The 13,174-nt window shown below is 48.4% G+C and carries 15 protein-coding genes and 1 pseudogene; 7 read left to right on the plus strand and 9 right to left on the minus strand.

Going from position 1 to position 13,174, the window contains the following annotated elements; genetic code table 11:
* Positions 1-11 precede the first annotated feature (11 nt).
* The 5 genes from AWU56_RS09480 to csrA form a co-directional block, all read right to left on the minus strand.
* Positions 12-1,586, minus strand: a complete 1,575-nt coding sequence (locus AWU56_RS09480) for a DUF4331 domain-containing protein (protein ID WP_272977806.1) — start codon at positions 1,584-1,586, stop codon at positions 12-14.
* 82 nt (positions 1,587-1,668) lie between these two features.
* The gene (locus AWU56_RS09485) at positions 1,669-2,346 is read right to left on the minus strand and encodes an anti-sigma factor (protein ID WP_286682358.1); all 678 of its coding nucleotides are present in this window, start codon (positions 2,344-2,346) and stop codon (positions 1,669-1,671) included.
* Positions 2,343-3,182: a sigma-70 family RNA polymerase sigma factor gene (locus AWU56_RS09490; protein ID WP_286682359.1), complete on the minus strand. Its 840-nt coding sequence runs from the start codon at positions 3,180-3,182 to the stop codon at positions 2,343-2,345. The genes AWU56_RS09485 and AWU56_RS09490 overlap by 4 nt, the downstream gene beginning before the upstream one ends.
* Positions 3,183-3,326: 144 nt before the next feature.
* Positions 3,327-4,238 carry a GGDEF domain-containing protein gene (locus AWU56_RS09495; protein WP_286682360.1) on the minus strand — a complete coding sequence of 304 codons (912 nt, stop codon included), beginning with the start codon at positions 4,236-4,238 and terminating at the stop codon, positions 3,327-3,329.
* Between the two features lie 144 nt (positions 4,239-4,382).
* Positions 4,383-4,550 (minus strand): carbon storage regulator CsrA, encoded by a 168-nt coding sequence (gene csrA / locus AWU56_RS09500; RefSeq protein ID WP_286682361.1) that lies wholly within the window; start codon positions 4,548-4,550, stop codon positions 4,383-4,385.
* Positions 4,551-4,806: 256 nt separating this feature from the next.
* Between csrA and AWU56_RS09505 the strand changes: the two genes are divergently transcribed.
* The 3 genes from AWU56_RS09505 to AWU56_RS09515 all read left to right on the plus strand — a co-directional run bounded on the left by AWU56_RS09505 (position 4,807) and on the right by AWU56_RS09515 (position 7,228).
* On the plus strand, positions 4,807-5,292 hold the full coding sequence (locus AWU56_RS09505) for a hypothetical protein (protein ID WP_286682362.1): 486 nt from the start codon (positions 4,807-4,809) through the stop codon (positions 5,290-5,292).
* A gap of 89 nt (positions 5,293-5,381) precedes the next feature.
* On the plus strand, positions 5,382-5,582 hold the full coding sequence (locus AWU56_RS09510) for a hypothetical protein (RefSeq protein ID WP_286682363.1): 201 nt from the start codon (positions 5,382-5,384) through the stop codon (positions 5,580-5,582).
* Positions 5,583-5,665: 83 nt separating this feature from the next.
* The gene (locus tag AWU56_RS09515) at positions 5,666-7,228 is read left to right on the plus strand and encodes a PAS domain-containing protein (RefSeq protein WP_286682364.1); all 1,563 of its coding nucleotides are present in this window, start codon (positions 5,666-5,668) and stop codon (positions 7,226-7,228) included.
* Between the two features lie 19 nt (positions 7,229-7,247).
* On the opposite strand, the gene AWU56_RS09520 is transcribed toward AWU56_RS09515, so the two are convergent.
* A complete protein-coding gene (locus AWU56_RS09520) occupies positions 7,248-7,742 on the minus strand; it encodes a hypothetical protein (RefSeq protein ID WP_006955026.1) in 495 nt (164 codons plus the stop codon).
* Between the two features lie 296 nt (positions 7,743-8,038).
* On the opposite strand from AWU56_RS09520, the gene AWU56_RS09525 reads away from it, so the two are divergent.
* Positions 8,039-9,298, plus strand: coding sequence for a M23 family metallopeptidase (locus AWU56_RS09525; RefSeq protein ID WP_286682365.1), 1,260 nt, complete (start codon positions 8,039-8,041; stop codon positions 9,296-9,298).
* 22 nt (positions 9,299-9,320) lie between these two features.
* Here the strand turns inward: AWU56_RS09525 and AWU56_RS09530 are convergent.
* Positions 9,321-9,413: pseudogene (locus AWU56_RS09530) on the minus strand (VOC family protein); the annotation flags it as partial.
* Positions 9,414-9,813: 400 nt separating this feature from the next.
* On the opposite strand from AWU56_RS09530, the gene AWU56_RS09535 reads away from it, so the two are divergent.
* Complete coding sequence (locus AWU56_RS09535; protein WP_286682366.1) at positions 9,814-10,593, plus strand: HAD family acid phosphatase; 780 nt, start codon at positions 9,814-9,816, stop codon at positions 10,591-10,593.
* Positions 10,594-10,620: 27 nt separating this feature from the next.
* On the opposite strand, the gene dgt is transcribed toward AWU56_RS09535, so the two are convergent.
* Positions 10,621-12,069 (minus strand): dGTPase, encoded by a 1,449-nt coding sequence (gene dgt / locus AWU56_RS09540; RefSeq protein ID WP_416361538.1) that lies wholly within the window; start codon positions 12,067-12,069, stop codon positions 10,621-10,623.
* Between the two features lie 97 nt (positions 12,070-12,166).
* Positions 12,167-12,448, minus strand: coding sequence for a hypothetical protein (locus AWU56_RS09545; protein WP_006955031.1), 282 nt, complete (start codon positions 12,446-12,448; stop codon positions 12,167-12,169).
* A gap of 138 nt (positions 12,449-12,586) precedes the next feature.
* Between AWU56_RS09545 and AWU56_RS09550 the strand changes: the two genes are divergently transcribed.
* Entirely contained in the window at positions 12,587-12,877 is a 291-nt protein-coding gene (locus AWU56_RS09550) for a hypothetical protein (protein ID WP_286682368.1), read from the plus strand.
* A 39-nt stretch (positions 12,878-12,916) separates the two neighbouring features.
* Positions 12,917-13,120, plus strand: coding sequence for a hypothetical protein (locus tag AWU56_RS09555; RefSeq protein ID WP_006955033.1), 204 nt, complete (start codon positions 12,917-12,919; stop codon positions 13,118-13,120).
* Positions 13,121-13,174 lie beyond the last annotated feature (54 nt).

Below are 13,174 nucleotides of genomic sequence, written 5' to 3' on the forward strand. Positions count from 1 at the left end.
CCCTCCTCAGCTTACTGGTTTGGTGAACCTGCAATGGGGGTTTTTAAATAAGGGAATTGCGTATCCACGTAGCTCGCGTCGATTGGCGCACCATCGGTAAACGGCACGTTACCCACGGGTGCCTGATCGGGCGTACAGAATCCGAGGTTGGTGGGCTCGCCGTTGACTGGGATGTCGTGGCAAAGCGCTCCCATGACGACACGCAAAGCAATATCAACCACGTCATCTCCTGGACGACGTCCATTTGGGAAGCCTGCTAAATCATCCCCGGCTACGCCAAAGGCGGACTGTTGGTCGGCCGGTGTCGCTGGAATAGCAGTATTCAAACGCAACATCTCGGAAGCGGTAACGGTCGCTTGTTGGTTGACCCCTTCAAAACCGGTCAAGAATGCGGCAACGAGATCGGTACGCGGATAATTACTCGGTGCGAGTGAATCGATGTTGGTCCCTAAAGTGGCGTTCACCGGCTCGTTGAACAATACATCTAAAATGACAGGTAACGTCGGGTGTGTCACATAGTCGGCAAATTGACCATCGTCGCTGGGGTGTGCTGAGTTAAAGGTGTCTTTATCGTCGATACCAATAACGAGTTCATTCACCAGTGGCGCACCTAAACGTGAGACCTGCACTAACGCACCTCCGTTCACTTCGGGCTTTTCGAAGTTCGCATTTGGGTTTTGCAGACGCGCTTGGGGTACATGGGCGGTGGTCCATGCTCCTACGACACCATTACCGTTGCCAGTGACACAACTCTTCGGTAACTCAAGTGCGATAGTATTCACATTTTTGTCTGCTAGGTCATCATTGGCATCGCTTTGTTCGATACCGCCCGGAAAGGCGCCCGCTTCGATAGGTACGTAGTTAACCAAGTCAAAGGTCTCGCCTAGATTGACTACGAATGGGTCTTTGCGTTGACCGACAAATAAACGGCCGGGCGCAGAACAGTTGGGGATATTGATCTCGTAAACATATTGGTTGGCATAATCAGAGTAGCCAGAGGCACTGCCAAAGGTTTTCTCACCGACAAACGCGATGGGCTTGGTGAACGATTCAGCACCGCCCGTCGAGGTTACCGGCGAGGACATCCCAGACATTTGACCACCGCTAACGACATTAACGCTGTACTGTTCGTTAAAGTTAAGTGCGCTTTGGTCCATTGCCGAAACTTGTCCGATAAACTTCAGCGGTACGCTGACATTTTTATCGCCCACTGGCAGCTTAACGCCCCCATTAGGCAGGGTGTGGTCGAAGCGGAACTCAAAGGTCAGATCCTCTTGGGCATCACCGTCACTATCAAAGTGGATCGCGTAGACAGCGGCTGGGTCCATGGCAAAGTAATTAGGACCACCGTAGGCATCTTGCAGTGGCACATAGTTGGCTATGGCAGTGATGTAATCTTCGCGACCGGGTTCATAACTGTTAAACAGATAAAAGTCAGTGGAATCAAGCGCAGGGAAGCGCGAAATATTCGGTGCCTCGCGGTGGCTTGAAGCATTGGCATCTAGGCTGGTTACCACACCCACGGCCGATACGGTTAGAGCGACAGCGCCGGCAAGCGCTGAGTGTTTAAATGCTGTGTTTTTCATAACAACCCTCTCTGGTTTTTATAGGTATTCATCACCTATCCGAACCAGAGCGGGTTTTGGATGCAAAAAATCTAAATTTTTTTTACAAAGTTATAATATCTGTTGTGTAGAGGACCGGCCCCGTAGGCGCTCCGGTGGTGGAACCGCCCGTCGGCTCTAGGCTCACAGCAAGGGCGCCGACACGAGCTAACTGAAATTCAGCCGGTGGATTGAGTGCCGTTGGCTGTGTTGATTCGGGTAACAAACCGAGTGACACCGGCGCGCTCCCATCCTTGGGCAACATCCAAAGCTCGTAGTCTTTATCATTGCGTGACTCAACATTGGCTTGAGCAGTGGCTTGAATTTTGTCGGGCTTCACATTGAGTACCCACAATGTGCGTTGCTGTTCGCTTTGAATCAGGGCGATGCGATCACTTGGAGGCGCCTCGGGCGTTTGGGTTTGTAATTGCACAACCACGATCATCAGTACCGCGGCGGTGGCTGCCGCCAAACCACCAAAGAGACGCCAAAAAGGAGCGCTATTTTGGGATGGCTTAAATAATGTTTGCTGTATTTTTTGCCAGACTTGAGGTCGGGGTTTCATCGGGCTTATTTGCTCGGTAAGTCCATTAAGATGCTGTTCCCAAAGCGTTACTTGCTGAGCAATGCGCGAGTGCTGGCTAATGAGGTAACGAAAGCGAACGCGTGCCTGACCTCGCATGAGACCGATAACATAACGGTGAGCGAGGGTATCGATCAGTGTGTCGTTTTGGTAATTCATGATTGCAAACACCTCTTCAAGCTATCTAAGCCACGACGTATCCAACTTTTGATTGAGCCTAAGGCTTCACCTAGATAATCGCTGACTTCGCGGTGGCTCAAACCATATAAAAACGCAAGGTGAATCGACTGTCGCTGTGTACCGTCTAGATCCGACATGCAATTTTCCAGCTTATCGGCATCGGGCGCTGCTGTTGGGAGGCTGTCGCTGGCGCGTTGATCGAGTAATTGCTCGATATCTTTGCTGGTTAATGGTTGACGATTTGCGTTTCGCAGCATATCGATTGCTCGGTAGCGCACCATACTGGTTATCCAGCACATAACTGACCCCGCATCACTGCGGTAATCCGAGGCGGCATGCCAAATTTTTAAATAAGTATCTTGAAGCGCTTCTTCAGCGAGTGTGCGCTCCCTTAGAATTGCGTAGCTCACGCTCATTAGCTTAGGAGACGTGGCTTGATAGAATCGCTCAAACGCAGAGCTGTCGCCCAGCGCGATGCGATGCAATGCGTGTGAAAGTTCGTATTCAGTCATATATGCCCAATTGTATTTAACATTCAAATAACAACATAGCAAAGAATCAACCCAAAAGCCCGTGGTAGGTCGCGCCTTTGGCGCGACACGCGGATCGCCCCGTGCGCAAAATGCGCACGCTACGCCGGTGTGGGGGACATTACCGGCATCGCCCCGTGCGCCGATGGTGGATACCGCCGCCATCGTAGGTCGCGCCTTTGGCGCGACACACGGATCTTTCCGTGCGCAAGATGCGCACGCTACGCCGGTGTGGGGGACATTACCGACATCGTCCCGTGCGCCGATGGTGGATACCACCGCCATCGTAGGTCGCGCCTTTGGCGCGACATGTGGATCTTTCCGTGCGCAAAATGCGCACGCTACGCCGGTGTGGGTGGATACCGCCGGCACCGTAGGTCGCGCCTTTGGCGCGACGTCTGGCATCGCCCCGTGCGCAAAATGCGCACGCTACGTTGCGATTTCGGTGCGGGCGCGGCCGGCGGCTTTGGCGCGGTAGAGGGCGTGGTCGGCGTGACGCATGATTTGGTTAATGTCTGGTGATTGTGTGTTGGTTGTGGCAATGCCGACGCTTGCGGTACAACTGAGGGTGGCATCGAAGTAATTTAATGTGATGTCTGAAATAAGCGCTTGCACCTGGTGGGCAACAGCGACGAGTGCATCTTGTGAAGCTCCGGTTACCGCGATGGTAAATTCCTCGCCCCCGGTTCGGGCAACAACGCTATTTTTATTATTTAGACTACGCAGTGCTTTACCAATTGCGGAAAGCAATTTATCGCCAGCTTCGTGACCAAAGCGATCGTTGATCAATTTAAAATGATCGATATCCAATAAGATAATCGCAAAATAAGCGGTTTGTACTCTTAACTTTATCAATTCATCGACATAGCGAAAAAATGCACGTCGATTATACAAGCCAGTCAGACTGTCTGTTTCGGCCAGGGTTGTCAGTTCTTTTTGAGCGCGCTGCAAAGCCTCTTCGGCTTCCTTACGTTCGCTAATATCGGTCGCCACCTCGAGTCTAACCAAGCGGCCGTCATGCCACTCAATTAACCTATCGCGGCACTGGTACCAGCATTGATTACGTGTGTTTTTAAACTCCCAGACTAGCACATCACCATTGACGGGTAGCTTTGCGTTTGTGCAAAAATCGCACGGACGTGTCTGATTTTTTTGCAAGACCGCATAGCAGGGTAAATGAGCAATATCTGAGAAGTTATCGGCATGAGCGATATGACGCAGTGCGTAGGTGTTCATGAACAACAATTCGTGCGTATCCGTATCAGCCACGTATACGACAGCGTCTAAGTTGTTCAGTATATTTTCGAAATCGGCAGGTTTTATTTGCCGTTCTTCATGCATACCTGCTCCTATGGCCCTGTGCGTTTTGGGTGGATACCACCACCATCGTAGGTCGCGCCTTTGGCGCGACACGTGGATCTTTCCGTGCGGTAAGTCGCGCCTTTGGCGCGACATGCGGATCTTTCCGTGCGCAAAATGCGCACGCTACGTTTTGTTTTTTATTTCATGGTACACTTCTTCGCGGTGAATGGGCACTTCTTTGGGTGCTTCGATGCCCAATGTGACCTGCCTTTCTGTCGCGTTGACTACAATAATTTTGATTTCGTCATTGATAATGAGTGATTCACCAATTTTTCGGCTTAATATCAGCATAGTCACCTAAAAATTTGAATGTTAGTTTTATCACTATATGCAAGATATCGATATAAGTTTACGACTATCGGCGTAAAAGTCAGTTAATGTGTCAACTGACGTCAAACAACGCCTAACGTCATTCTGGTTGGTGTTTTGTCAAGTGCTTACGGCTAAATGTTGATTTAAACCGATAAAAACAGGTGCGAAAAATTTGTTTTCGGTTTATAAAATAGAAATCAGCCACTGATGCCGTGTTTGTAGTGAGATTTTTGAATTGACGTCATATCAACTGACTCGTAGCGGGTTGCGCACGCTTAAATCCTTTATCGATAAAGGTACTACCTTTTCGGTACTTGATATTCAGCTCTCGGCGACCGCATTTTTTGAACCTTCTCGCCTTGACTCCACACCGAATGCGCAACGCGATGAGGCGTTTGTGCACTTATTAACTCAGCGTCTTAAGCACCATGCGTATACGGATTCGCTCGCCTGGATGCAGCGCCCCAAAAGTCCGGCTATCCGACTGCACCTGTTTCAACGAGTCGTAGTCACCGAGCTCCAGCTCAGCGAGGCTCAGCGACTTTGTATTGTCTGGCAAGTGGTCTCGGATAACGCCGATGGCGCATTTATGCAATTTGACTCAGCGTTGCAAACTCAGTTACTCATCAAACGGTTGCTCGAGCAGCCCGCTGTTGCTGAAGTTGTTGCCGAAGAAATCCTCACTATTTTACAACCGCTATTAACATTTGACGGCCGTTAGGCACCCATTAATAGGTAATTTTACTTATTGTTGCGCGACGATCGTTTTTTTAAACTTTTGCCCAATAATCGTAAAGCGAGGTATTGGCGATGCGCTATTATGTTTTGGGCATTGGTCAGTTAGATAACGGACAAATAAAACGGTTGGTACACCAGCACGGATGCATAAAAACCAAAGGTAAGCCTGGCGTTGTATCGTTGGGAAAACAAATGACGATCCAACATGCCATGCTGGAGGCGCAAAAGCTCTACCGTGATATCGAGAAGTGCGATCAATGTGTTTTGAAGTGATTAAAAAATAGTCTGTTGTTATTGGGTCGGTTGGGCTATGATGCAAATTAGGTTCTAAATGCGCCATGGAAACGACTGACGGGATGTCTAAAATTTATAAACGCCAGCAACGGTTGATCTCTTCACAGCTGGTTATTATCGCAATCGGCTTTCTTGTATTCGTTGTATCTTTAGTCGGTTTACATATCAATAAAGAACGCGAAGTCGCCTATCGAATTGATACGCTGGAACTGTTGGATGTGGCAGCGGATGATTTTGGTAGTGGCTTGCTTGGGCTGTCGATGACACCCGATTCGGATGCGCTGCAACAAGCCTATTACGTAGGACGTATCCAATCGGCACTACATAACTTTACCACCGTCAGTGAACGACTCAATAATAACGACCTCAGAGATAAATTTCGTGCATTGTTGAGAGACTTCCAAACCGAGCTCAATGATGAGGATGGCTCACCCCATTTAAACGACCAAGCGTACAGCTTCCAATCCCAAGTACATTTATTAGAACGACAGCTGATGCGCAATTTGATTAACGACCGCGAAGCTCAGCAGTTCTGGTTTTTTGTGTCCCTGTTTGGCACGATCTTAGTCATGGGCTTTATCATTCTTGCGATGTTACGTTCAGAGTATCGTCGCAACCGTATCGAATTAGAACTACGCCAAAGTGAGGGACGATTTCTTGAACTCGCTGAGCGCATTGACGAAATCTTTTGGTTAGAAGACGTACAAAGTAATGAATTAGTCTATTTGTCACCGGCATTTGAACGCGTTTATGGAGTATCCATTGCTGAGGTGGTGGAAAACACTGAGCGTTGGTTTGATTGTGTGCATCCTGATGATAAAGCAGACATTCTGGCACTGCGCGAACGTAGCTTTTATGAACCCGTAGTGATGGAATACCGAATTATCCGACCGGATGGTGCTATCCGTTGGATCAATGACCGTGTATTTCCAATTTATTTAGAGGGTGATGATCCCACTGGTAAAGCAAGTCGATTAGCGGCGGTGGCATCGGATGTGACCGAGCATAAAGAACTGAGTCAGCAATTATTTGTATCACAGAAAATGGAAGCGTTGGGTCAGCTTACGGGCGGCATATCGCACGACTTTAACAACCTGCTTACGGTTATTATGAACAATGCGGAACTGCTCGCATGGCAACTTGCCGATGATGATCGATTAAAGCGAACGGCACAATTGATCATCAAAGCCTCAGAGCGGGGCGCGCGCTTAAATCAGCAGTTGCTGGCGTTTTCACGCAAACAAGACCTGCATCCCGAAATGGTAGAAATGCGTGGATTGCTTGAGGAAACGGTTGAATTGCTGGAGCGAACACTGCCGGCACGCTATTGCGATAAAGCAATGGCATTATTTGCTCAGTTGGCAGAGGAACGAAATTTAAAACTCAGTCAGTTCGATGGTCGCATTTTTGGCGGTGGTCAACTGACCGCCGGTGAGCGCATGCGCAGCGTTTTAGGCGAAGAACAGCTACGCCCAGTGGGGCAAAAAAATGCTACGGCAGCCTTTCAGGCATTACTTGCGTATGGGGTCAACATTAAGGAAGCGGATGTAGGCGAGTTCGGTTATCGAAAAGTACGTTTGAATCTACTGAATGGCGAGTGTGAAGTGCAGTTCGAGGCCTGTTGAGGCCTCGAACTGAATAACGTTAACGAACGGTCACATTGCGTCGTGCTAAAAAGTCGAGTAACCAACCATGCCCCTCGACTGACTTCGAGATACGAATGACGGTGCCGTCGGCGAACTTCAAAATATAACGACCGGTTAATGATGAAAAACGCGCACTTTTAAGCTCACTCCATTGACCACTTTGCGGCTTACGCCAGGGGGTGGAGTAGCTTATTGTTCGCTCATCAAATGAACCTTTGACTAAAATCGACTCAGCGATTAAATAACCGAGCAAGAGAACGGCCAATACTAAAAGACCAATACCGATACCGCTGTCGGTGACAAAGGCTTCAGTCACCGAGCTCATGTTCACGATCGCCAAAATGACCACGAGGATGAGTAAACCAAGAATAACGTTGGAAACGAGGCCTGAACGGAGCTCTCCATACTTAACGCTATAACGTCGTTGGTGCGCAATAGCATGGAGTAGTGGCGTGCAGGCTATTAGGAGCAACGCAGTAATTATTAGAATCATTGTAACATACCCAGTGTGCAAGCAACGAGAAAACGATCCAGTAGAGAAAAGCTCTACTAGTCACAGGGTGCGCTAATATACATAGCACACTTTAGTATAGCAAACATTAAAAAAAAGACTCGCTATATAATGTGTTATAAAACGAAGGTCGACGTCAAAGGTCGTCAAGTTCTTGAGTTTAGGTTCTGTAAACGCCTGCTCGTTGACTTGTCGCGTTATGGCAATGATGGTATTTTGTCACGCCTTAAAATTGCTGTCGGTGGCTAGAATGAATCAAGATGCACGGGAATTCGCCTTTGAATCGTAAACTGATCCTACTTGTAGCGATTGTGACGTTATTAGGTGTTTGGTTAGTTGATGACCCTCACCCGTCATTCCAATCCGCATCTATTCCCCAACCGATCACGCCTTTTTCTGCCGAGCTTGACGCCGATTATGGGCAAGTTCCCACCAATACGATCCGTGGCTCACGTTCGGGGACGCTAGTGACATTAGCCCCGGGTCAGAACCTCACGACCTTGCTGGGTAAACAGGGTATTTCGCAACGACAGGTTGCGTTATTGGCGATGGCGGCTGAATCTGTGATTGACTTAGGACGGCTGCAAGTCGGTGTCAATATTGCGGTCGCACAGCCCGCTCCGGGTCAACATCGTATTCGTTTGGCGCGTGAGTATGGCGAGCTGGTGCAAGCCACTTATGTCGAGGGTCAATGGCATGTCGAGCTATTGCATGTGCCAACCGAGCAATTGGCTGAAGAGCATGACTTGGTGATCCACAATAGCTTGTATCAAGATGCCGAACAAAATGGAATACCTAATGGTGTGATCAACAGCTCAGTGATGGCGCTTTCGCATTTTGTTGATTTCCAACGCCAAGTGCAGCCCGGGGATCTGATGGAAGTGCGCTTTGAACGCACGGAGGTGGTGAGTTTTAAACCGCTTTTCAGCCATTTACAAAACCCGCTACTACTGACTTATTTGCGGTTTACTAATGCTGGAGAGGACTATCGTTTAATTCGCTACAAGGGCTCGTTTTATTTCCCCGATGGCCGTTTAGCACAGAGCTTTTTGTTGAAAACGCCTCTTAACGGTGCGCGTCTATCATCTTATTATGGCAATCGTCATCATCCCGTATTGGGCTATGATCGCATGCATAAAGGGATTGATTTTAGCGCGCCGATAGGCACCCCCATCATGGCTGCGGGTCGCGGCGTGGTTAAGCGCGCGAATCGATACGGGAGTTTTGGTAATGCGGTGGTGATCGATCATGGTGATGGTTATGAGACTTTATATGCGCATTTGAATGGTTTTGCTGAAGGGCTCAAACCCGGTGACCACGTTCAACAAGGGGATGTGATTGGCTATTTAGGTAGAACCGGTCTCTCCGCGGGGCGTCATTTGCATTACGAAGTACATCGTCATGGCCGCGCTATAAATCCTCTCGATATCAAAGCGCCGGCTCAAGCGCGGTTACAAGGTTCCGCGCTTGAGGGCTTCAAGCAACAGCTGGCACAACTTAAATCTTCTGACAGTCAATTGGCCAGCTTGGCGCCTTAGTAAGCGCCATCGCTGTAGGTTAACCGAGTACTTCAGTATAAAACTCTACCGCTTTATCGAGATCGGGAACAGACAATCCAATATGTGAGAAAGTTCTGGGAAATACGTTGCTCATTATTACCTCATTCATCGATTACCACAGCCTGTGGCTGAACCCATCTACTGTGTAACGCGCAAAGGTCCGCAGCTGCCTAGTCGTATTTCGCGCGTGGTGCGCCATATTGAAAGAAGTTTACAACGCTAAATAAGGGTGGTACCCGCATTCGTTTGGTTATTTGTTGGTTGTTTATTTCCGCTCTGGTTACCTGCGTTGCTCCTCTCGACCGTTAAAGTCGCGAGCGGTATTATAGCTTGGGTGCCACGGTGCGTGCGAAAAATAATACTGCTGCGGCGATATTAAAGCGTGCTGACGAAAATCTTTACAGCGTCAAGAAGGCTGGACGTAACCGTGTTGTATTGCGCTAGATTTTTGCTCGGTGGATAATGCGACCTCGCTTTTCTAAAAGGAGAATGTTGTGCAACTAACTGTAACGGCCCTGGTAACCACTTTAAGTCTAACTTTATTGAGTGCCTGTAGTACAAAGCCAAACCACGAGGGAAGCTCGGCGTCGACCGTTTTGCCTCCGTCAGTAAAGTGGCAAACGCAAAGCAAAGAATACCCACTCATCACTCGAGCCATATACCGAGACGCAGCGTTACAGCTTATGCAGCGTGAGCTACCGACAAACTGGGTTGTGGTGATGGATGTCGACGAGACGGTGCTGGATAACAGCGGTTATCAAGCGATGCTGAGTCAATCGGGGCAATCGTACTCGACAGCAAGCTGGAATCAGTGGGTCAAAAGTAAACAGGCGAAACTGGTGCCAGGAGCGAGTGACTTTATTACGTCCGTGGTGAGCGCGGGAGGCAAAGTCGCGTTGGTTACCAATAGAAACAAGCAATTGGATAGTTATACCTGGCAAAACCTTGAAGCCATGGGCTTGCCAATTAACACTGACAATACGTGCCTGATGGGGCGCAGCCAAGCGGACAAGGACGCGGTCGATGGTCAGCAGATTGTGAATGACAAAGATCTGCGTCGCCAACAGCTAATGACCGGCGATGTTGATTGTTATAACCCTTCTGATGAGGCGGTCGCCGAATGGTCACAGCCGCATAACATCGTGATGCAAGTAGGCGACAATATTGAAGATATTGCGAAAACTACGCAAGCATCTGCGGATCCGAGCGCCTTATTGCCTCGCTTTGGCAAGGATGTTGTTATTTTACCTAATCCGATGTACGGCTCGTGGTAGGTCGCGCATTACGCGCGACTCCGTCGTTTAATCGATAACGCGCAGTGAACGATATTCATCATATGCAAACTGGTCGGTCATACCGCTAATATAATCTTGAATTAAGCGACAGCGATAGTAGCGTTCCCAAAGTGGCGAGACGTCGGCATCGGTTGCTTTGACATAAGCGCGCACGTGTTTACCTGATAGTTTATGACATAAACGGCTTGCTAGTGGGTAAACGCGTTGTATTTTAGCCTCTTCACGCACCAGCCCTTGAAAGTCTTCCCTAGAGAGTTTGAGTAACGGGGCATAAATATCGAGTAAGCCGAGAATAATGGTATGACCGCGCAGCTCCTGTTGCTCGACTTCGGGTTGATTAAATACCCGGTTGAGGGCGAGGTTTTGCAGCGCTTCGCTAAGCCGGTGAGCAGGGCTATCATCCTCGAGTAAAGCTTCATTAAAGTGACCATCAACTACAGCGTCAAAGTTGTCGATAAAGCGCTGCGCAGCGTGATTGACCAATATATTATGGATGTAGACGCGTAGCCAGATAAAAAACTGATTATCGGTATCAATGCTATCGTTTGCCGCGTATTGGTTGGCTTTTTTTAAAATGTCGTTTACTGAAATCGCTTTACCGTTGTACAAAAGTTCGGCTTGGTCGGGGTCGCCGCCTAAGCGACTAAAGTGTTCTCGAATACCTTCGGCAACTTGTTCGCGGTTAAGAACGTGTTTTTCGACGGCATCCTCAAGATCGGCTATGCCGTAAGAGATATCGTCGGCCGCCTCCATTATGTAGCTTAGGAAGTGGCGGTGCCCAGTTGGGAGCTCCAATACTTGATAGAGATCGTTGATCAGTGCTTGCTCGGCCAGATAATAGCCTGGTTTTTTACCCAGATAACTTAATGGGTCATCTTTACTGGGCTTCGGCTGGCTCGCTAAGCGCGTGTACTTTAAAACCGCCGCGATCTGGGTGTACGTCAGATTTAGACCCATGAGTGAGTGAATTAAACGAATCGCCTGGGCGTTACCTTCGAAACTCTGCAATTCATTTTTAATATCGGCGGCATCCGGTTCATCGAAATTGGCAAATAGTTCATCATTATGCGTCGCAAACCAGCTACTGATTGCTGCCTCGCCAAAGTGACCAAAAGGCGGATTGCCGATATCGTGCATGATACACGCCATTTCGACACAGCTCTCCATCACTCGAAATAGTTCATGGGGTGAAGAGCCTTGTTCTGTTAACGTCTCAAAGTGGCCCCCTCGTTTGAGCCGCTCACCTATCTCGCGCGTAATATAACGCCCATTTTGTTGGACCTCGAGTGAGTGCGTTAAACGGCTACGTACCGCTGCGTTGCGTTCTAGCGGAAAAACTTGTGTTTTCTGTTGCAAACGGCGCACCGCCGCCGAATTAATAATCCGACCGCGATCACTTTCGGCTGCAATGACCCAGTTCCCCGCGTGGCGGGAGTAGGGGCGATCGGCTTTCATTCGGGTGACGAGACGGGCTAAATTCACGGTGACTCCGCAGTTAAACGACTAAAGCCCCGTTTTATCAGCCCGCTTAACGCGAAGCAAGCATCGATGATTAGTTGCATACGTCCTCTACCAGCGCTTTTAGACGTTTGATACGTTTTGCATCCCCTTCACTTTCCGCTTTGGCAAGGTCGATTTGTGCTTGTTGGCAAGCTTCAGATTTATCTGTTTTCATCCGCTCGAGTTCATCTTTTTGGTACTGATCCATGCCTTCGAAACCGTTGTATTCATCTCGAGACTCGACCGAGCGGTCTTTTTGATATGGCTCAGCTTGATGGCTTTCGCAAGCTGATAGACTGGCGAGCAGCGCAAATACGAAGATGACTTTTTTCATTGGACGTCCTTGATTTTGTAATCTTGTTCCTACAATATGGATGATTGTTATTTTAATGTAAACACGATCTGGTTGCTCGCTCAACTATTTACTCGATGTTTACAATGGTCTGTGTGATTACAACAATAATAATGTCGTATGTTGAATTTAAAAATTTTAATGGTCGCACTTAATGCGATAAAAGGCGAGCTGATGCTCGTTTCTGTAGCGCTGTGCTGCGTACTTACTCTGAGTGTCTACCCTTTACCACTGGTTACTTTCATGATTTTGCTGCCTGTTTTAACGGCGGTCACCCTCGCGGCTTACATTTCTGTTAATATATTTTTGCTTCGACGTAAGTTGATTAAGCAAAACCTCTATCAATTGTTTTTAGCGCAAAGCGAACATGAACGAGGTGAAGAAATCGCGGGTTACTTTAAAGGCTATTAATTTAGAGCTGTTAGTGATGATGGCTTGTGGAGAGGTGGTATGGCTGACCAGGAAAAGGGTGCGTGGGTAAAACGTGCTTTGTTTGAACTCTTTGTTGTTTGTTTTCCGTTGATTATTTTTGGCATGGTGGTGCTGGCCGATGGGTCTTTCCCAACGATGGCGGGCTACATGTTGGTGCAGTTGATAACGCTCATCGGCTATATTCTATTTAAAAATAAGTCGACTGCTCGTGAACACGAGTAGGAGGCGAGTGAGTTAAAGTAACTTTAAAATAACCTTTTACTCATTGTAATAATT

It is taken from the genome of Idiomarina sp. T82-3 (assembly GCF_001577655.1).
Classification (GTDB): domain Bacteria; phylum Pseudomonadota; class Gammaproteobacteria; order Enterobacterales; family Alteromonadaceae; genus Idiomarina; species Idiomarina baltica.